Origin of the sequence: Pyrinomonas methylaliphatogenes, from assembly GCF_000820845.2 — a bacterium.
Classification (GTDB): Bacteria; Acidobacteriota; Blastocatellia; order Pyrinomonadales; family Pyrinomonadaceae; genus Pyrinomonas; species Pyrinomonas methylaliphatogenes.
The window spans coordinates 124745-144855 of record NZ_CBXV010000008.1; the positions used below are offsets into that span (position 1 = coordinate 124745).

16 protein-coding genes and 1 tRNA gene are annotated in these 20111 nt (G+C 60.3%); 5 read left to right on the forward strand and 12 right to left on the reverse strand.

The features are described from left to right. The first annotated feature begins 71 nt into the window (after positions 1-71). Positions 72-338: an FmdB family zinc ribbon protein gene (locus PYK22_RS11730; protein WP_041978817.1), complete on the forward strand. Its 267-nt coding sequence runs from the start codon at positions 72-74 to the stop codon at positions 336-338. A 32-nt stretch (positions 339-370) separates the two neighbouring features. Next, entirely contained in the window at positions 371-1270 is a 900-nt protein-coding gene (locus tag PYK22_RS11735) for a VWA domain-containing protein (RefSeq protein ID WP_041977533.1), read from the forward strand. A gap of 165 nt (positions 1271-1435) precedes the next feature. Here the strand turns inward: PYK22_RS11735 and PYK22_RS11740 are convergent. Next, a tRNA-Phe gene (locus tag PYK22_RS11740) sits at positions 1436-1511 on the reverse strand. 301 nt (positions 1512-1812) lie between these two features. Then, positions 1813-2256, reverse strand: coding sequence for an acyl-CoA thioesterase (locus tag PYK22_RS11745; protein ID WP_041977535.1), 444 nt, complete (start codon positions 2254-2256; stop codon positions 1813-1815). 168 nt (positions 2257-2424) lie between these two features. On the opposite strand from PYK22_RS11745, the gene PYK22_RS11750 reads away from it, so the two are divergent. Next, positions 2425-4545, forward strand: coding sequence for a M1 family aminopeptidase (locus PYK22_RS11750; protein WP_041977538.1), 2121 nt, complete (start codon positions 2425-2427; stop codon positions 4543-4545). Positions 4546-4555: 10 nt separating this feature from the next. Here the strand turns inward: PYK22_RS11750 and PYK22_RS11755 are convergent, their stop codons facing one another. The 10 genes from PYK22_RS11755 to PYK22_RS11800 form a co-directional block, all read right to left on the reverse strand. After that, entirely contained in the window at positions 4556-5362 is an 807-nt protein-coding gene (locus PYK22_RS11755) for an LpxI family protein (RefSeq protein WP_041977539.1), read from the reverse strand. Between the two features lie 55 nt (positions 5363-5417). Beyond that, positions 5418-6245 carry an acyl-ACP--UDP-N-acetylglucosamine O-acyltransferase gene (gene lpxA, locus PYK22_RS11760; protein WP_041977542.1) on the reverse strand — a complete coding sequence of 276 codons (828 nt, stop codon included), beginning with the start codon at positions 6243-6245 and terminating at the stop codon, positions 5418-5420. Beyond that, positions 6242-6700, reverse strand: coding sequence for a 3-hydroxyacyl-ACP dehydratase FabZ (gene fabZ, locus PYK22_RS11765; protein ID WP_041977544.1), 459 nt, complete (start codon positions 6698-6700; stop codon positions 6242-6244). Before fabZ ends, lpxA begins: the two co-directional genes overlap by 4 nt. A gap of 42 nt (positions 6701-6742) precedes the next feature. Continuing rightward, positions 6743-7366, reverse strand: a complete 624-nt coding sequence (locus PYK22_RS11770; RefSeq protein WP_041977546.1) for an OmpH family outer membrane protein — start codon at positions 7364-7366, stop codon at positions 6743-6745. Between the two features lie 100 nt (positions 7367-7466). Next, positions 7467-10523, reverse strand: coding sequence for an outer membrane protein assembly factor BamA (bamA, locus tag PYK22_RS11775; protein ID WP_041977548.1), 3057 nt, complete (start codon positions 10521-10523; stop codon positions 7467-7469). A 370-nt stretch (positions 10524-10893) separates the two neighbouring features. Next, positions 10894-13245: an ATP-dependent Clp protease ATP-binding subunit gene (locus PYK22_RS11780; protein ID WP_041977550.1), complete on the reverse strand. Its 2352-nt coding sequence runs from the start codon at positions 13243-13245 to the stop codon at positions 10894-10896. 157 nt (positions 13246-13402) lie between these two features. Further along, a complete protein-coding gene (locus PYK22_RS11785) occupies positions 13403-14062 on the reverse strand; it encodes an ABC transporter ATP-binding protein (RefSeq protein ID WP_060635777.1) in 660 nt (219 codons plus the stop codon). 1 nt (position 14063) lies between these two features. Further along, positions 14064-15281, reverse strand: a complete 1218-nt coding sequence (locus PYK22_RS11790) for an ABC transporter permease (protein ID WP_041977555.1) — start codon at positions 15279-15281, stop codon at positions 14064-14066. 138 nt (positions 15282-15419) lie between these two features. Then, the gene (locus PYK22_RS11795; RefSeq protein WP_157770845.1) at positions 15420-17000 is read right to left on the reverse strand and encodes a glycosyltransferase family 39 protein; all 1581 of its coding nucleotides are present in this window, start codon (positions 16998-17000) and stop codon (positions 15420-15422) included. Then, entirely contained in the window at positions 16984-17826 is an 843-nt protein-coding gene (locus PYK22_RS11800) for an ATP-binding response regulator (protein ID WP_041977561.1), read from the reverse strand. The genes PYK22_RS11795 and PYK22_RS11800 overlap by 17 nt, the downstream gene beginning before the upstream one ends. 201 nt (positions 17827-18027) lie before the next feature. Here PYK22_RS11800 and PYK22_RS11805 point away from each other — a divergent pair, with 201 nt between their 5' ends. Together PYK22_RS11805 and PYK22_RS11810 are read left to right on the forward strand one after the other, a co-directional pair. After that, a complete protein-coding gene (locus tag PYK22_RS11805) occupies positions 18028-18777 on the forward strand; it encodes a lysophospholipid acyltransferase family protein (protein ID WP_060635611.1) in 750 nt (249 codons plus the stop codon). Further along, positions 18774-19922: a M20/M25/M40 family metallo-hydrolase gene (locus PYK22_RS11810; protein WP_041977563.1), complete on the forward strand. Its 1149-nt coding sequence runs from the start codon at positions 18774-18776 to the stop codon at positions 19920-19922. Before PYK22_RS11805 ends, PYK22_RS11810 begins: the two co-directional genes overlap by 4 nt. Positions 19923-20111 lie beyond the last annotated feature (189 nt).

Here is a 20111-nt window from a genome sequence, read left to right on the forward strand (position 1 = left end):
TCGGATCTTTCCGCACTTGGGCCAGCAGCCCGGCGGAACCGATAATCATAATCGAGGGAGGCACTGATCCGATGCCGATTTACGAATATCTTTGCAAAGCCTGTGACACGCGGCTCGAAGTCCTACAGAAGATCAACGACGATCCGCTGACCACCTGCCCCGAATGCGGCGGGAACTTGGAAAAACAATGGTCGCTCTCCGGCTTCCAGTTCAAAGGGTCCGGATGGTACGTGACCGATTACGCGCGCAAAGGCAGCGCCGAGAGCGGCAAAAAAGAGGGATCGAGCGGCGAGAAGGCGCAGAGCGCGGCAACCGCCGCCTCCGCCAACGCCGATTGAAGACGAGCGCTCCCACACACGGGAGCTTTCCCATGAACAGAGCGCGGGCGCAAAAAGCGGTTCTCATCGCCCTCCTACTCTTCGCCGCCCCTTGCGGTGAAGCGTTGACGCAAGCGGGAAGACGAACTTCCGCATCTTCAAACGAACGGACCATCGCGCTCAATGTGACGGCCACGCGCACGGATGCTTCATCGGCGCCGATCTCCGCTGACGAAATTTCGCTCTTCGATGACGGCATAGAACAGACGATCAAGAGCTTCTCGCCCGATCCGACTCCGGCCCGCATTGTCCTGCTGCTGGATAATTCGGCGACGCTGCGCACGGATATCGAAAAGCTGGGCCAAGCCGTGCGCGAATTCATCTATGAGATCTACGAAGGCGATCAGATAATGGTCGTCGGTTATGATGAGCGTCCCGAGATCCTCGCCGACTGGACAGATGCGCCAGCGAAGATCGAAGAAGGGATCAAGCTCCTGCGCAAACGCGGCGAACCGCATCTTTTCGACGCCATCGCCGCCGTCGTCGATCAAGCGCTGCTTCCGCTTACTGGCATACGCAAACGCGCCATAGTCCTCATCAGCGACGGACTCGATCGCGGGAGCAAAAGTCGCTTCAACCAAATACTCGCCGAGCTACAGAGGGAAGACATAACGGTCTATGCTCTGCAGCTTCCGGATCGCACGGGCGGCGCTTACCGCCGCGACCAGCCTAAACCCGCCGAAGCGATCCGGCTCCTTACCGAAGGGACGGGCGGACGCGCCTTCCCCTTTGGCGAATTCAAAGAGACGGCCGCGACAATCTGCGATGAACTGCGCCGCAATCGCTACGTTTTGGCCTATTCGCCAACGGGGGTCTCTTACAACAGCACGCGCCGCCTTCTGCTCGTCGCCCACGAAGGCATAAACGTGCGCGCTAAAACGATGCAGCCGTGATCTCCAACGGGTTTAAGGGGAAAACCTCCGCGCATTTCCCTATTTAAACCGCTTTCCGCACCATCGCCTCGTAACCTGAAGCGGATGCCTCAAACTCTACCTCTAAAGTCGAAAATCCTCTCCACAGCTTCTGTGGAGAGGATTTAGCGAGTGGGATTGAAATCTTGGTGGCTAGGGACGGAATCGAACCGCCGACACGCGGATTTTCAGTCCGCTGCTCTACCAACTGAGCTACCTAGCCAAACGGATCTTTGAGTATAAAAATCGCGTGCCGCTCTGTCAAATCCCACCGATCGCAGCTTACCACCGAGCTCCGAGAACACGGCCCGCCCCTCCCTCACAGGAGATAGCCCACTGGCTTTTCACTCGACCGCTTTCTTCGGGCGCAGCGACCAGCCCCGTTCAGCAGAGCGACGATTAGCGACGCGACCGCCGTCTATAGAACTTGCCGCCCAACGGGAGAACGCCCGTGCGCTGGTGCCAGCATAGATTTTCCAGTCCCGTGAATTTGCCGCCCAACGGGAGAACGCCCGTGCCCTCAGTTAAACCTCGGAGACGTTTCTCTCCGGCGCGCTTGTGTGATCGGCGCTCTCGACGCGCGCCTTCTCGTCCGGCAGTTTGATCGGGGTTTTGCGCCCTTTTTCATCGACAGCGACATAGACCACTTCAGCTTCTGTTACGCGCACGCGCTCGCCGATCTTCGTCAAACGTTCGGCTTCGACGGTGACGCGCACGGTGATCGAGGTCGTGCCGATGCGCACCGTCTCCGTATAGAAGCTGACCAGATCGCCGACGAAGACCGGGTGATGGAAGATCACTTCGCGCATGGCGACGGTAACGAACCTTTCCATGCGCGTGCGGCGATGCGCTTCGATCGCCCCAGCGATGTCGATGTAGCTTAATATGACTCCACCGAAAATCGTCCCCTGCGAATTTGTATCGCGCGGCAACAGCGTGATTCGAATGACCGGTTCAGAACTGTTCATCTCTTCGACCCGAAAAACGAGTGATTCGTCGATGCTCTATCCTCAATGCCGAAGCGGTTTAAAATATCCTCTTGCAGCTTGGCGGTACAGGCTTTTCATGTCAAGCTAAAAAGGCGCAGCCAACTGCGCCGTGCGATACTTCATCACAGTGACGGCATCAAGCTACCGATGAACAGCATAGCGTTCCGTCGAATCGCCGCCATCTCGCTCCTTAGTCTGGCCCTGAGCCTTACATTCGAGGCGCAACAGCAGTCCGCCCCGCGCTTTGATGTGACCAATTATCGGATCGAAGCCGATCTCGATCCCGCCAACCACTATCTTCGCGCGCGCGCTGAGGTGACCTTCATCCCGCAGGATGCGATGCGGATCGTGACGTTCGAACTGAACGGGTCGCTCAAGGTCGAGCGCGTCGAACTGGTCACACAGACCGCCGCCGTTTCTTCTCAGGCCCAACCGCCAGAGCGCCGCGCGGCGAGAGCGCGCCCGAGCCCGCAACCCGAAGCGACTCCCTCTGCGCAAACGCTCAACTTCGTACAGGATCCGATCGGCGGCGAAGCGATTGGGCCGAACGTCCGAGTCGATCTCGGAACGGTTGTCCCGGCGGGGCAACCCGTAACCCTTCGTTTCGTATGGGGCGGCGCGCTCATCACTCCCGAAGGTGGACCGATACCGACGAAGCGGTTGGCTTACGTCGGCCCCGAAGTGTCGTATCTGATGTACGCCGCGCGGTGGTTTCCATTCCACGATTACGCCGCCGACCGCGCGACCGCCGACATCACCATCAACGTTCCTGCGGGGCTCGAAGTCACCGGATCGAGCGACGAGATGCCAACGCGCCAAACCGTCGGCAATACTCTCCGCTATCACTTCGTCCATCGACAACCCGCGCTCATCGGCAACATCGCCGCTGGACCATATCTGACGCGCGATCTCCGTTTCGGGAATTACGAATTGCAGTTCTACGTTCAACCGCAGAGCGAATCGCAGATCGCGCCTTTCGCCGAGGAGATCGGGCGAGCCTTGCAATTCTACACGCAACAATATGGAGCGCCGGCTTTCGGCACGCGCTACGTGATCGCGCAGACCGACGATGAGACGCTCGAGGCCTATAGCGGGCCCGGCATCCTCTTTCTCTCCTCCAAGATCTTCAATTCGCCGCGCCAAGTGGCCATCGAACGTTTGCAACGCGAAGTTGCCTATCAGTGGTGGGGCCACACGGTCGGACTGAGATCCTTCGATGATGCGTGGATCTCGCAAGGATTGGCCGAATGGAGCGCCTTCGCTCTGCGCGAAGCGACGCTGACCGGAGCGGCGCTCGAAGCGGCGCAACGGGACCTCTTGGAGCGAGCGCTCTTATTCGAACAATCGGCCTCGATCCTTCGCGCGCCCTCAACCCTCGATGACCAATCGGCGGCCTATCAATCGATCATGTTCTACAAAGGGGCGATGGTCTTCCGCATGTTGCGCGAGACCCTCGGCAAAGAACGTTTCGACCGACTTCTTCGCACCTTCCTCGAACGCTACCGCGGGCGTAACGCGGGGATAGATGATTTCGAGAAGTTGACCGATGAGATCGCCGGAACCGATATGCGCTACTTCTTCGCCCGTTGGGTCGAGAGCACCGGTGTGCCCGAATTCTCCGCCGACTACCAGATCATTCGCACGCGCGCGGGTAAATTCCGCACGCGCGGGACGGTGCGCGAGAATATCGATCAAATACGATTGCCGGTCGACGTGATGCTGCGCTACGAAGGCGGCACCGAGACGAAAACGCTCTTCATCGAAGATAAGAGCGAAGACTTCGACTTCGAGACGAGCGGCCAGCCGATCGAAGTCATCATCGATCCGAACAACAAGATCCTCCGCATGTCGGATGAGCTGCGCGTCGCGGTGGCCGCCCGCCGTGGCATCGAACTCTATCGTGAAGGGCAGTATGCCGAAGCGCAGAACCAACTCGAAGAAGCGCTCAAACTGGACCGGTCAAATTCATGGATCTACTATCACCTGGGTTTGATCTTCCTCGAGCAACGCAATTATGATCGCGCGATCGAGAACTTCCGCGCGGCCCTCGATGGCAATTTGAAACCATCGTGGATCGCCGTCTGGGCGCACATCAAACTCGGCAACGCTTATGATGCCAAAGGCGATCGCGACCGCGCCGTGAACGAGTACAATAGGGCTATTCAAACCGGAGACAATTACGACAACGCGCAGGCGGTGGCCCGGCAGTATCTAGCCACGCCCTACGATCCGCGTACCGCTCAACCGCAGCAAGGGCCGCACGGCTGAGCCATGCGCTTTAAGTTGGCTGCACGCCGATGATCGAGATGCGATGCTCATCGGCGCGCGAGATCATCTCTTCGCGATCGAACATGAGGGTTTTTCCCGCCGTCAAGCAGAGGCATGTCGCGCCCGCTTCGACCATCGCCTCGATCGTGCGAGCGCCGACGACGGGGACGTCGAAGCGCATGTCTTGATTCGGCTTGGCGATCTTGACGACCGTCAAGCGCCCGCGCGCCAGCTTCCCGGCCCGACGGATCGTCTCATCGGTCCCTTCCATCGCTTCGATCGCCACGCAGGCGCGTGCGCGCACGACGATCGTTTGCCCCAAATCGAGGCGTGCGATCTCGCGCGCGACCTCTAATCCATATTCGATGTCGCCGCGCTCCCGTTCGTCCGGCGCGCGCTTTGTCATCACGCCATCCGCCGCGAGTTGATCGCGAATGAAGTAGGTCGAATCTATTAGCTCGATGCCTTCGCGCGCCAACTCTTCGGCGACGGCGCCGATCAAAGCATCGGTATTGCGCCGCGGCAAGCGAAGGATGAGTTTGAGCATGCGCAGATCCGGGACCGCATCGCTGAAGATCTGCACGTGTTTGACTTGACCGGCCATGATCGCGCGCGCGACGCCTTCCGCTTTGAAGAAGCGGATCAGCTTGCCGAGCTGTCCGACTCCGACCCAGATCAAGCGGTCCGCCACGCGCTCGATCATCGGGTCAGTCTCCTCGCGTATGGCGGCGACGGCCAACTCCACTCCGGCGCGACGCGCGCCTTCGATGACGAGGAAAGGGAATTGACCGTTCCCGGCAATCAATCCGTAGCGCATCTTGAGTGCAAGCGTGAAAGCGCCCTTTTAAATTCCATCAGATGAGGCGGAACTTTCACTTTGTAATTCCCCGTTCGGATGTTTCGATGAAACGGATCAACTCGTGAACCTCGGCGCATGAACCGGCGTCGCGACGCATCGCCTCGAGCGCCTGCGTGGTGTTCAATCGCGCCGAGAGCAGAAGGTGGAAGGCGTGTCCGAGCGCGCGAATCGTCTCTGCCGGATAACCGCGCCGTTTCATCCCCGTCAAATTCAACCCATAACAACGCGCGCGGTTGCCGACGGTCAACGCGAAGGGCAACGCATCTTTGACGACGACCGAATAGCCGCCGATGTAAGCCTCGCGCCCGACGCGACAGAACTGATGGACGCCCGAATAGGCGCCGATGTTCGCCCCATCCTCCACCGTCACATGCCCGGCGAGCGTCGCTCCGTTGGCCATGATGACGCCGCGCCCCAAACGACAATCATGCGCCACATGAGCCTGGGCCATGAGCAAGCAATCATCGCCGACCTCGGTCACCATCCCGCCGCCCTCCGTCCCACGATGGATGGTGACGAATTCGCGGATGCGCACGCGCCGTCCGATGCGCGTCTCCGATGGTTCGCCGCGATACTTCAGATCTTGCGATGCGAGGCCGATCGAAGCGAAGGGATAGATGTGCGTCTCATCGCCGATCGTCGTCCGCCCGTCGATGACGACATGCGATTCGATGCGCACGCCGTCGCCCAGCTTGACCTCATCGCCGATGATGACATACGGCCCGATGAAACAGTTGCGGCCTATTTCGGCGCGCGAACTGACGACTGCCGTCGGATGGATGAGCGAAGAGGCGCGCGCGCGACGCGAACGACCTTGCGAGTGGTGGGGAGGGATGCTCATGCGCTCAGAGCCGATTCGCGATCGGCGATGACGCTCATGATCTCCGCTTCGGCGACCAAACGCCCGTTCACCTTCGCCTCGCCGCGCATGCGTTGAATGCGCGAGCCGACTCGCAGCGCCGTGACCTCCAAGATGAGCGTATCGCCCGGGAAGACGGGATGACGGAAACGCGCGCTGTCGATGCCGCTGAAGAGCACGAGCTTACGCTCGCGATCCTCTATCTCGCGCAGCGCGAGGATCGCGCCGACCTGCGCTAGCGCTTCGATGACGAGCACGCCGGGCATCACGGGCGCGCCCGGAAAGTGGCCCTGAAAGAAAGGCTCTCCGATCGTCACCTGCTTGATGCCGACGATGCGCTCGCGCGGCACGAGCTCGATGATGCGATCGACCAAGAGAAACGGATAGCGGTGCGGCAACAGTTCCTGTATGGCGCGCGCGTCAAGGATCGTATCCATGCTTGAATCAAAGAAGCGGGGAGATCTTCTCCCCGCTCGACCTCAACGTGATGGTGTGGTCGCGGAAGCCGTCGCCGGATTGCGCCGGTTGTATTCGGCGATGAAATCGCTCGTGATATCCATCGCGTTATTCGTGACGAAGATGACGCCCGGCACTTTGCTCGCGTCGATGATCATCGCGATGCCGCGCTGTTTGGCGTAAGCTTCGAGGAATTTCGCGATGTCATCGTAGATCGGCGCGACGACCTCTTGCAAACGCTTGTTGTAAGCGATCTGCGCATCTTCGCGCTTGCGCTCGAGCTCGCGCTGAAGCTGCTCAGCCTGCTCACGCTTCTGCTGCTGGGCACGTGGATCTTGAACAGCCGCCGTTTTGTTGAGCTCATCGACCAACTGCTGGTAACGCTGCTGCAGCGACTGCAACTCCGCGCGCCGCGGCTCGAATTCACGATCCACGCCTTTGACGGCGTTGACCAGCCGCGCGATGCCCTGTTTCTCATCATCGAACACGTCCGTGTAGATGATCACGATGCGCCCTTCGTTTCCGCCGGCAACGGTGGTCGTTGGCGCGGCCTGACGACTCGCCGGTTGTTGCTGTTGCGCTTTGACTGCACCGCTGGTTACCGCCACGACGATGGCGACAACTGGGATCAAACGTAGTGCCTTCATGTTTCTCCTCGTAACTGATCTCTATCTGAACTCTCCAACAAAATTTAAGGGCGACGGATGATCCGCCGTCCGGTCGAATTCATGCCGAAAGGGTCGAACTTCAGAACGTCCGCCCGATGCTGAAGCGAAAAGCTCGTTTCGGATAAGGCAAAGGCACGCCGTTCAATTCGCGCTGCGCGTTTGGATTGAACGCATAGATCAGGCGGAACGGGACGTTGATCACGGGAACCTGCACGCGCAACTCGAGCCCGATGCTGGACCGAAAGTCTCCGAACTTGGAGAAGGCGCTCTGCGACATCCGCACGATCGTGTTGGTCTGCGCTTCGCCGCGGAAGAAGACCGCGCGCAACCCGACGGGCAATCCGGTCGTTTGGTCTATCTGCCCGGCGTTGACGGCATCTTGATACTCCTGCTTGGTGAGCAAATGCGTGCCATCCGAAACCAAAGCGAACGATCCGTCTGAAGTCGTGAAGGTCGCTAGATCGGGGTTACGCGCCGCGACGAGCGACGTCAAGGAGATGCCGAGCGAGCCGGGCAAGAAAGGCGTATCGGCCAAGAAATTGCTCGTGATGAATTGATCTCCCCCTTTGCGCAGGTTGAAAGCCGACCCGATATCGGCAAACGCCGCCAAACTCAGAGGGCCGAAGAGCGGGATGCGATATTCGAAATTGCCCAGAACCTGCGTATCGGCTCCGATATACTGATACGTGCGCGCGACCAGTGGCGAGTTGCTGTTCGGACCGGTGAAAGTGCCCAGATTCGCAAACTGTTGAAGCTCTGGGATCGGCTGCGGATCGCCCGTCGCATTGGCCGCGACGACGACGTTGCGCGTCGTCACGTAGGTGTCGAGCGGCGCGAGCGGGCTGATCGAGCGCACGTCGTAGCCGCGGATCGTAAACTCGTCTCCGAGGAAGAAGCGATCATAAATCGGCACGCCGTTGACGAAGGCGAGCGAATTGGCGTTGCGCACCGTCGGCGTTACTGAAAAGCTTCCGACGTGCCCGGCCAGAAGGCGGAAAGCGAAGACCTCGGGCTTTTGCCCACGCCCTTTCCGACGCACGGGGATGAACTGGGAATAGGAGATGATCGGCTGATAGGTGCGCACATCGCCGCCGAATCCGGCTACAGCGAACGAGAAGGAGATCTGCTTGCCTCGCGTCGGATCGATCCCGTTGCTGTTCGAGAAATCGCGCGTGTCATAGACGAAAGTCGGCGTCAAGCGGCTCGTGATGATATCCGGTTGCGAATAGAGCACGGGGATCGCGCGCCGCGGGTCCTGCTGATTGATCGGCGGCTCCTTGATGCTCGTTCGCGAGATCGAATACGACAACCCGATCCGCGAGAAGGTCGTAAACCGCCGCTTGCGGTAGAACTCCGATAGCGGCGCGCTGACGAAGAGGCTTCCGCCGGTCGTATCCTGCGTGAAGAGATTTTCCTCGCCGACGTTAACCAGCTGCCCGAAAGCGGTTCCTAATAAACCGCCGATCGCCTCGGGATTCTGCGAGAAGATCGTCCCCTCGCCGAAGAATTTGAGCGACTGGGTGTACAAGGAGAAGCCGGCTGTGATCGGACGGTTGCGCACATAAGGTTCGGTGAAAGAGAAGAGGAAAGACCGCTGACGATCGCCGGCAGCGAGCTGAAATGAGAGCGATTCGCCGCGCCCGAAAAGGTTGTTGGTCGAATATTCCAAGCCGAAGAAGGAGCCGCCAATGCCCGACACTCCGCCGTTGAAGGAGATCTGCTGGCGCCCGCGTTCGGTCACCTTGACGTTGACGTCAACGTAGCCTTCCTCATCGTTGGTCCGAAAATCGGCGTCCTTGTCCTTATCGATCGGGTCGAAGAACCCGAGCTGATTGAGGCGCACGATCGAATATTCGAAGAGCGATTGGTTGTAAACGTCCCCTTCATTCAACAAGAACTCGCGTCGCAAGACGTAATCGCGCGTGAAGGTGTTCCCCAGAAACTCCAACCGGCGCAACGTGAATTGCCGGCCTTCGGTGATCTTGATCGTGAAATCGGCGATCCCTTCGTTCGGATTCTGCGGGTTATCGCGGAAGGAAGGCTCAAGCTCAGCCTCGTACTGCAGGAACCCTTGCGTGCCATAGACGCGCTTGAGATCCTCGAAGATCGCTTTCCCGATGCGCTCGCCGTTGGCGATATCCCCCTTCTTCAAACCGATGACGTTCTGGATGTACTGCTCGGAGAGGATCGAGTTACCCTCGACCTTGATATCGCCTATCCGATAGAGCTTCCCTTCAACTACCGGGATCGTCACGCGCAAGGCATCGTCAGTCGATGAAAGCAACGGCAACGGGATGAAGAAGCCAGTCGTCCGGCGCCCGATGCCCTCGACGCGCGGCTCACCAGTGCGCGCCTGCAGATAACCTTTCGAGCGCATGTAAAGCTCGATCCGCCGCCGATCCTCATCCAACTTGCGCGTGTCGAGCACGTCTTGCCCGCGGAAACGGGAGATCAAACCGGCTTCCTTGACATACTTCATCTGCGAGCGCAGTTCGCCGTCCTTGAAGACATGGTTGCCGACGAAATCTATCTCGACGACACGCACGCGCTCACCTTGATTGACGACGAAGGTGACGGCGACCGATGTCGCGGAGACCTCCTCGGTGCGCACGTCTACGGTCGCGTTCGGATAGCCGCGCGAGGCCAACAACTCTTTGATGATGCGCGTCGCGTTACGCACTTTGACCGGATCGAAGATGGACTCTTTCGAAACCCCGACGCGCGATTCGCGAAACGCTTTAAGGATATCGGACTCGGCGACCGCTTTGAGTCCCTCGAACTGCAGATCGCGGATGATCGGCAGCTCCTTGACCTCGAAGATGACCTCGACCCCTCCGCGCGGCCCATCTTGGATGAGGACGCGCGATTTGGTCTTGTCGAACCAGCCGAGCGCCATGATGGCTTGAAAATCGCGCTGCACCTGTTGCTCGTTATAAGGATCGCCCGGACGAGTCTGCACATAATAAAGGATGGAGTCCTCGCTGATGCGGCGATTGCCTTGGATATCGACGGCCTCGACCAGACGTTGCTGAGTCGATTGCGCGCCCTGACTGGCCCATGCGGTCGCCCAGAACAATCCGCCGAAGATCGTCACCAAAGCGAAACGGATGAAGAGTGGCTCGCGCAAAGTTCGCATAGATGATTCTTCCCTCAAACCGTGCGTCCCTTCGGGGAGAGCGGAAGCTTTCGATCGCTGCTCGCAAAGCGCCCGGCGTCGGGGTCATCCGCAACCGGTCGCGCCGCTGATCCCTATCGATCCGCTTGAAAGTCCGCTATTTGATTCGCGCCACCGGTTGCGCCGTTGCCAGATCTTCCGGCAAAGCGGCGCATTATACTAGCAACCGCGCCGTGAAGGCAAAAAGCTACGCTATCGCGAAAAGGTTCCGTCCGAGCCTTCGGAGCGGGCAGATCTGCCGGACGATGAACGACAGTTAAATCAGGACGCGGGGGGAGTCGGGCTTAAGCTCCCGCGAGCGAAAGATCGAGCATGATCGCATCAAAAGCCTTCAATGGATCAACAGCGCGTCTCCCGGCTCTTCCACCGTCGCCGGACGATAGCTCAACCCATCGCCCGCGACGAACACTTCGACGACGCTTGCACCGTTCAAAGATCCCTGGATGATAGCTTCGCTGAGCGGATCTTCGACGTACTTCTGCAACGCGCGGCGCAGCGGCCTAGCGCCATAAGAACGATCCGTACAGGTCTTATTGACGATCCAGCGCTTGGCCTCATCGGTCAACCGGACCTCAAGCCCGCGCCGTCGCAAAGTCCGGTTCAACTGCTCAACCTGTAATCCGACGATCTCAAACAGCTCCTCATCGTGCAGCGGGTCGAAGATGATGATCTCGTCCAGGCGGTTGATGAATTCCGGATTGAAGGTCTGCCTGACCGCCGACATCACCATCTCCTCTATCTTCTCGCGCGTCGCCTCAGCCGAGGCTTGGAAACCGAGCGCGCCCCGCTTCTGGATGAAGCGCGCGCCGATGTTCGACGTCATGATGATGATCGTATTCTTGAAATCGACCGTGTTGCCGAGCGAATCGGTCAAGATGCCATCCTCGAAGACCTGAAGCAGGATGTTGAAGATGTCCGGGTGGGCCTTCTCGATCTCGTCGAAAAGCACAACCGCATAGGGCGATCTTCTGATCCGCTCGGTCAACTGACCGCCCTCTTCATGGCCGACATATCCGGGCGGGCTGCCGATCAGTTTCGAGACGGCATGTTTCTCCATGAACTCCGACATATCGAAACGGATCATGGCCCGCTCGGAACCGAAGAGAAATTCGGCGAGCGAACGCGCGACCTCGGTCTTCCCGACGCCCGTCGGTCCTAGGAAGAGGAACGAGCCGACCGGTCGGTTCGGGTTCTTCAATCCGGCGCGCGAACGACGGATGGCGCGCGCCAACGCCGAAATGGCCGAACGCTGCGCGACGACGCGACGATGCAACTCCTCTTCGATGCGCAGTAGCTTCTGCGACTCCTCTTCCTTCAGCGACGTGATCGGGATGCCGGTCCAGCGGGCGATCACCTCTTCGACATCGTCTTTCGTCACCTCGACCGAAAGCAACATCTCATCTTCCTCGGCAAACGGGACGCCGAGATCGGCGAGGAAGATCGGTCCATCGTATGACAGGCGCTCGGCGCGTTCGCGACGCGCACGTAGCTTGACGCGCGCTCCGGCCTCATCGATCACATCGATCGCCTTGTCGGGCAGGAATCTATCCGGAATATAACGGTTCGACTGATAAACGGCAGCTTCGAGCGCTTCGCGCGTGTACCGTACTTGATGGAAGGATTCGTATCGTTCGCGCAACCCTTCGAGTATCCGGATGGCCTCTTCTTCCGTCGGCGGCGGGACTTTGACGGCTTGGAAACGGCGCTCTAGCGAGCGATCGCGCTCGATCGACTTGCGAAATTCGGCTGGGGTCGTCGCGCCGATGCATTGGATTTCGCCGCGCGATAGCGCTGGTTTCAAGATGTTGGCAGCGTCGAGCGAGCCTTCGGCGCTGCCCGCGCCGACCAGCGTATGGAGCTCGTCGATGAAGACGATGTACTGCGGGTTTTCGATCAGCTCTCGCATGATCTGCTTGAGCCGTTCTTCGAACTGGCCGCGATACTTCGTCCCGGCGACGATCAAGGAGAGATCGAGCGATAGGATGCGTTTGTTTTCGAGAAACGGCGGGACTTCGCCGCGCACGATCCGCTGCGCTAGCCCCTCGACGATCGCCGTCTTCCCAACGCCCGGTTCACCGATCAGGACCGGGTTGTTCTTCGTTCGGCGGCAAAGGATCTGGATGACGCGCTCGATTTCGGCTTCGCGCCCGACGAGCGGATCAAGCCGATCGTTCATCGCGTCTTCGGTCAGGTCGCGCGAAAACTCCGCTAGATGCGGTGTGTCCTTCTTCTGCGAAGTGCGCGGATCGACGCCGAGCGATCTGGCGATCTCCTCGCGCACGGCGCTGACGCGCAATCCGCGCTCGTGCAAGATCTCCGCCGCGAGCGAACGCTCTTCGCGCAACAATCCAAGCAACAGATGCTCCGTCCCGATGTGTTTGTGACCGAGCCTTTCCGACTCCTCGTGCGCGTAGACGAGCACCCGTTTGGTGTCGGGCGCCAGCGGCAGTTCGACGCTGGTGGAGATCTTCTCGCGTATCGTCGTCCGCGCTTCGATGTCGCGGCGGATCGCCTCAACCGACATCTGTGAGCGAGCGAGGAAACGCGATGTCAAGCTTTTGTCTTCGCGCAACAAACCCAAGAGCAGGTGTTCCGGTTCGATTGCGGGCGCACCGAACTGTGCGGCTTCGTAACGTGCAAAGAAGATGACCCGTCGCGCTTTTTCCGTGTAGCGTTCAAACATGAAACCTTACCGCCCAGATAAAGACACTCATCTCTTTCCGAGTGAAGGCGCGTCGCCTGTCGCGCTTTTGCCTGAAGATTATAACCTAACAACGCATCTGCCGAAAGAGGGAGGCGCAACCCGCGGGCGAAAGGCCATGGCGTCCGGCGCGAGCAAGTCAAAGCGGATCGCGCGCGCTCAACCGACCATCCTTCAACAAGAGCGCGCGATCGCATAACCGCGCCAAACTTTCGTTGTGCGTCGCGATGACGGCTGAGGTCCCATCCCGCCGACACAACTCGATGAGCAATTGCGCCACCTTTGAGGCCGTCTGCTCGTCAAGATTTCCCGTCGGCTCGTCTGCGAGCACAAGGCGCGGCCCGGTCACAAGCGCGCGCGCGATGGCGACGCGCTGCTGCTCGCCCCCGGAGAGATGGCCGATCGGATGCTCAGCGCGCGCATCCAAACCGATCTGCGCCAAAACTGCGCGCGCGCGCGCGAAGGCTTCGCGCTTCCGGCAACGGGCCACCAGAAGCGGCAGCGCGACGTTTTCAATGGCCGTCAGATCGAGCAACAGCCGATGCGATTGGAAGACAAAGGCGACGCGGGCGCGCGCCTGCTGATCGCCCAGTTCGATCGTCCCGGCGTCCGCTCTTTCGATCCCGCCGATCAGGTGAAGCAAGGTCGTCTTCCCGGCCCCTGAGGCGCCCATGATGGCGATCGTCTCGCCGACACCGACCGAAAAGGAGACGCCGCGCAAGACTTCGATCCTCTCGCCCGAAGCGTTATGGAACACCTTCCACACGTCGCGCGCGCTGAGCGCGATCTTTCGCGTCATCTCATTCATTGCGCAACACGGTCGCCGGAAGCACCGAAGCCGCCGCTCGCGCCGGCCCGATCGCCGCGCCAAGGCTGACGAGCAACGCGATGCACGCCGTCAAGATCAGGTCTCGCGGGTGCGGATCGAAGGGAACGAAACTGAGCGAATAGACCTCTGCAGGCAAACGAACCAGCCTGAAGCGATTGCCCAACGAGCACGCGATCAATCCAGCCACGATCCCAATGGCGGTGCCGAGCGCGCCGATGAGCCCGCCCTGGATGAGAAAGATCGAAACGATCTCGCCCGTGCGCGCTCCCATCGTTCGCAACACAGCGATATCGCCGCGCCGCTCGACCACCGTGAGCGAGAGCGCCGCAAAGACGTTGAGCGCCGCAACGCCGACGAGCAGGGCGATGAGCGCCGTCACGAGGCGTTTTTCGAGCGCCAACGCGGTAAAGAAAGGGCGATTCGCCTCCTGCCAATCGGTCAGCGAGAAACCCGGTCCGAGCGCCCGTTCGAGTCGCGTTTTGACGCGCGCGACGGCGAACGGATCTTCGACTTCAACGCTGATGATCGAGGGCGGTGTGGGCCACACGCTCGGATCTTCAAGCGCCGCGTAGCTCCAGATCGAATCGTACTCGAAAAGCCCCGAACGGAAGACGCCGACGATCCGCGCTTCGATCACCTGCGGTTCGACCTCTGATGCCCCTCCGCGCGCGACGATGAGCGAGACCTCATCGCCGACGCGCGCGCCGATCCGCTCGGCCACGCCGGCACCGATGACGATCGGGACGCGATGACCGCCGCCGTTTTCGACCAAAGGTTGAAGCGATCCTTCGCCGATCGATGGTTTGAGCTCTGCGATCGCGCGCTCGGATTCGATGTCGAGCGCCCGCAAGATGGTGTACGAAGTCGCCGCTGGACCATCGATCAAAGCTCCAACGTAAGCCGTCGCATATGCACCTTTGACGCCCGCCATCCGTTCAAGTCGCGCGACGATCGCGCGCCAATCGGCCAAAGGCCGCCCGTCGATTCGCGTGAGCGTGATGTGCGCCGTGCCTTGCAAGATCTTCGCCTGAACCTCATCGCGAAAGCCGTTGGCCAACGCGAGCGCGATCGTCAACGCGCACACGCCCAGAGCGATCCCGCCCGCCGCGACGCGCCCCAATAAACGCGCCGTGCGCCGCCCGTATGGCGCGCGCAGGTAGCGCAAAGCGAGGAAGACCTCATACGGCATCACAGCGACTCCCACTCCCCGCCACAAACTGCGGCTCGATGCTGCGAAGTTTAATTGAACTTGGATGCGACGTTCGCCCTCGACACAGCCGCCAAACCACGGCTCGACGCCTCGGAGCTTAATCCCTGAAGCTGCGCATCAGCGAACTCCGCCCTCGCGTTCCGGCAGAAGGCGCCAAAGCTGCGGATCATCCTGCGCCGCCAGATCATCGCGCGGGCGGATCTCGTAGATCGTCGCCGTCACGCGCCGAAAGCGAAATCGATCCTGTAAGGCGACAAGAGCGCGCGTCTCCTCTTCTTGCCAACCGTAGCCTTTCCACAAGCGCGGATCCGTATCGACGAAAACGCGCTTGCCTGCGCGCAAGTATGAGTCGATCACCTCAGGAAGGTTCGGGCCCGGCCATCCGCTACCGGTACCGATCACCTCCCACCTTCCCAATCCCACGCCACGCCAGAAGGTGACGCTGACGGTCTGCCCGCCAGCCATCACCACCGCATCCGGCGGCAAAAGCTCGAGACGCGCGCGATACTCGCGCGGAAGCGCGTGCGCCGCCAAAGCCGGTTTCGCTTGAATGTAGACGATCGAGCCGACGAGCGCAGTCGGGGCGGCGGCGATCGCCGCCGCCCGCCAGAACGCGCGCCATTCATCGCCCGAACGCCCCCTCATCTTCCGCCAAAGATAGTCGCCCGTTATCGGCACCAGCGCAGGCAACCCCGTCAACAGGTAACGACCATTGAGCACTACGCTATAGTGAAGGATCAAGATGAGATTGGCCCACAGACCGACGCATGCCGCGATCAACAGCGGAGACCAACCTCGCCTTCGCCACTCATCCTTGAAAGTCCACGGGATGAGCGAAAGGACGACCGGCGCGGCGATGAAGAAATAGAAGAGGAGTTGACGCATGTTCGATAACGAGATCGGATGGCGCGCCGATTCGGCGCGCGCCGTCTCCCACCAACCGAACCACCAAGCGCGATAGTCGCCGATGTTCAACCCGAACCACAGGGCGAAGGGGCCGAAGGCAAAGAGGACGAAGAGCAGACAAGCGAGCGCCGTCACCCCAAGGTCCTTCATCCGCCACCTCCAACCGAAGGCGCATGGCATGAACACCAACCATGGGGCGTAGACGAGCGCCGCTTCGCGGACGTTCGCGCCGAGCCCGAGGAGCGCGGCGCCGATTAGGATCGAACTGGTGCGCGCGCGCTCCAATCCGCGCAGATGTATCGTCAAAGCGATGGCCAGAAGAAGGATCGCCGGGATCTCGGTCATCGCCTGCCCGCTGTAGATGATGTAGAACGGCGAAAGGGCGAGAAGGAGCGCGGCGAGCGTGGCCGCTTGAACCGATCGCGTCAACTCTCGCGCCAGCGCCCAACTCGCGATGATGGCCAACGGACTTTGCGCGACGACTGCGTATTTGAAGAGCAGATAGGCCCTCTCCGGAGGCAGATCGAAGAGACCGTGCGCGATGCGCCAGAGCCCGTGATTGAAGAAGACGAAGAGCATCCGCCCGAGGAGCATCGACGAAGGCCGCCCTTCGAGCGCGAAGACGGTGTAATCGAGCGCATCCCAATCGCCCGCGAACGGATCGACGAAGATCAGAGCCAAGAGCAGAGATAACGCCGCAACGGGCATCCACCAGGCAAGCCCGGTTAGACGACGGCGCGTCGAATCGCTCTTCTCACCTGTGGCGCGCTCGCGCCTACTTTCGTTCGTCATCTCGTGCGAGCGTGCGAACATCCTCCGCGCGTTTGACCATCGTCAAACGATTGCCGCGCTCATTGTATTCGACTTCATCCATGATGTTGGAGATCAGCAATACGCCGCGCCCGCTAGGTTTGAAAAGGTTGGCCGGATCGCGCGGATCTGGGATCTGTTGCCGATCGAAACCTTCGCCTTCGTCCTCGATCGTAAAACGCGCTTCGCGCGGCGTCAGTTCAGCGATGATGTGGACCATCTTTTGCGGATCGCTCTTATTGCCGTGAATGATCGCATTGGCGATCGCTTCGTCCAAAGCGACGAAGAGGTTCGAACGCTCTGGGCGGATGATCCCAAGCTTGACGGCGCGTTCCAGCAAATATTGAAGGACGCCGCCCATCAAACTCAGATCGCTCGGAAGTTCGAACTCGATCCGCTCGCGCACGTAAGGCGTGACTTTGCGATCCTCGAGGAAGCGGAGCTTGTAGGCGAGCGTCTTTTCGACTATCTGACGCAACTCCTCGCGATCATAAGGGCGGCGCAGGTAGTTGGTCGCCCCCAGTCTGAAGGCTTCGATGATGCTCGGCGGTTGCCCCTCTGAGGCGGAGACGACGACCGGCACGGGCAGGCCCTTCCGCTCCAACTCGCTGAGGATCTGCGCGCCGGCTTCCGCATCCTCAGTCAGATCGCTGATGATCAGGTCGAAATCTTCCAGATCATCACGCGCGAGCGCTTCCCGGCGATTTGACGTCGCGACGACATCATGCCCCAAATCTTCAAGCGCCCGTTCTAACGATTGACGGAGTTTGCCATCGCTTTCGACGATGAGAATACGCCTTCTTCCCATCAAACGCGTATGCCTCGAAGTTAAAGTTTCCGATCGGAGAGGGGGCGTCGCCTTTACGCTATACGCGCAAGGGGGCTTTTCGGTTCGCATCATAACATCTAAAGCTCGCAAAAAGCCAACCTCAGCTCTCGCGTTGGAGGCGGTACCGCTTCCCTCTTTCTCCTCGACCGTCTATTTCTGCTAGACTGCCGATGTCTTCCGATGTCTACGGTGACCGAAAGGGAAGTGTCGGAACGCACCTTGCGCGTTTACCGATTCGCCGATCTGCGACGGTATTCGCGCGGCGAAAGGTTGTTGATCTACGCCGCCGATCTGTTCTTCTACTGGCTGATCCGCGCCATCGGCGCGACCGTGCGCTATCGGGTCGAAGGGTGGGAGAATTGGGAGGCGGCTTCGCGCGACGGCGGCGCGCCGATCTACGCCTTCTGGCACAATCGGATCTTTCTGGCAACCCACTTCTGGCAACAGCGCGGCATCGTCGTCATGACATCGCAGAGCCGCGACGGCGAATACATCGCCCGTTTCATTCAGCGCTTCGGTTACGGCGCCGCCCGCGGGTCGAGCACGCGCGGCGGAGTCGGCGCGCTCGTCGAGATGGTTCGGCTTACGCGCCAAGGTATCCCGACGGCCTTCACCATCGACGGCCCGCGCGGGCCGCGCTATGTGGCCAAGATGGGCGCCGTCATGCTGGCCAAGAAGACCGGCCAACCGATCCTGCCTTTTACCATCGAGGCCGCGCATCACATCGAACTTTCGAGTTGGGATCGGTTTCAGATCCCATTGCCATGGACGCGCGCGACGGTGCGGATCGCGCCGCCCATTTACGTCCCCGCTGATGCAGATGATGCGCTGCTTGAGGCTAAACGAGCCGAATTACAACGCGCGCTCGACCGTCTTACGCGCGACAACGCGAGATCGTTGAAATGCGAACCGAAGGGAGGAGGAAGATGATCAATCTCGAGCGGATGAGACAGACTTTCCTCGATCTGGTCCAGATCGACAGCCATTCGCGCCATGAACGGCGCGTCGCCGAATATCTCAAACGGCGCTGCGAAGCGCTGGGCGCGGAAGTCGAGATAGACGATGCGGGCGAGAAGGTCGGCGGCGACACGGGCAATCTGATCGCGCGCTTTCGCGGCACAGTCCCCGATGCGCCGCCGTTCCTCTTCAGCTCGCACATGGACACGGTCACCCCCGGCGAGGGCATCCGTCCCATCGTCGAAGGCGACATCATTCGCTCAGACGGGCGCACCATCCTCGGCAGCGATGACAAATCGGGCATCGCCATCATCCTCGAAACGATCCAAACGCTGCGCGAACGAGCGATCCCGCACCCGGACCTCGAAGTTGTCTTCTCTATCTGCGAAGAGATCGGGCTACTCGGAGCCAAACATCTCGACGAAAAGAGGCTCCGCGCGCGCCTCGGCATCGTCTTCGACGCCGAAGACCCGAACGAGATCTTCACGCGCGGTCCATCGGGCAACCACATAGAGTTCCGCATCCACGGTCTCGAGGCCCATGCCGGGATCGCGCCCGAACAGGGCATCTCGGCCATCAAAATCGCCGCCGAAGCGATCGCCGCCATGCGTCTCGGCAGGATCGATGAAGAGACGACCGCCAACATCGGCCAGATCGAAGGCGGACGCGCGACCAATATCATCCCGAATCTCGTCACGCTCAAGGGCGAGGCGCGCTCGCTCGACGAACGAAAGCTTGATGAGCAAACGCGCCACATGGTCGAATGCGTGCATCGCGCGGCAGAGCGTTACGAAGTCACGCTCGATGGTAAGACGATCCGCGCGCGCGTCGAAGAAACGATCGAGAGGAATTATCCGGCGCTTAACGTTCCGGATGACGCACGACTGGTCCAGTTGATCAAACGCGCGGCGGAACGGCTCGGGCGCCAAGTCAAAACGGTCGCTTCGGGCGGCGGCTCGGACGCCAATTTCCTTAACGGCAAAGGCATCGAGTGCGTCGTCGTCGGAACGGGGATGCGCGCCATTCACACCGTCAACGAGTGGATCGACCTCAAAGATATGCGCGCGGCGGCTGAACTCGCCATCGAGGTCATCCGCTTGCACGTCGAGCGCAGTTGATGAGCCTCGATCCTTTCCGGATCCGCGATGACTAGAAGCCATCTCAACAATGGCAGAAGCTGAGGAGAACTGGGTCGGAAAAGGTTTTTATGAGATGTCTTCTAATCTCCGCTTCGCCGGCGCCATCTCAGCGAAAGATGAGCGGAAGCGGGGCTCTGGACCAGCAAAAGCGAGAAGCCTTTAGCGAAA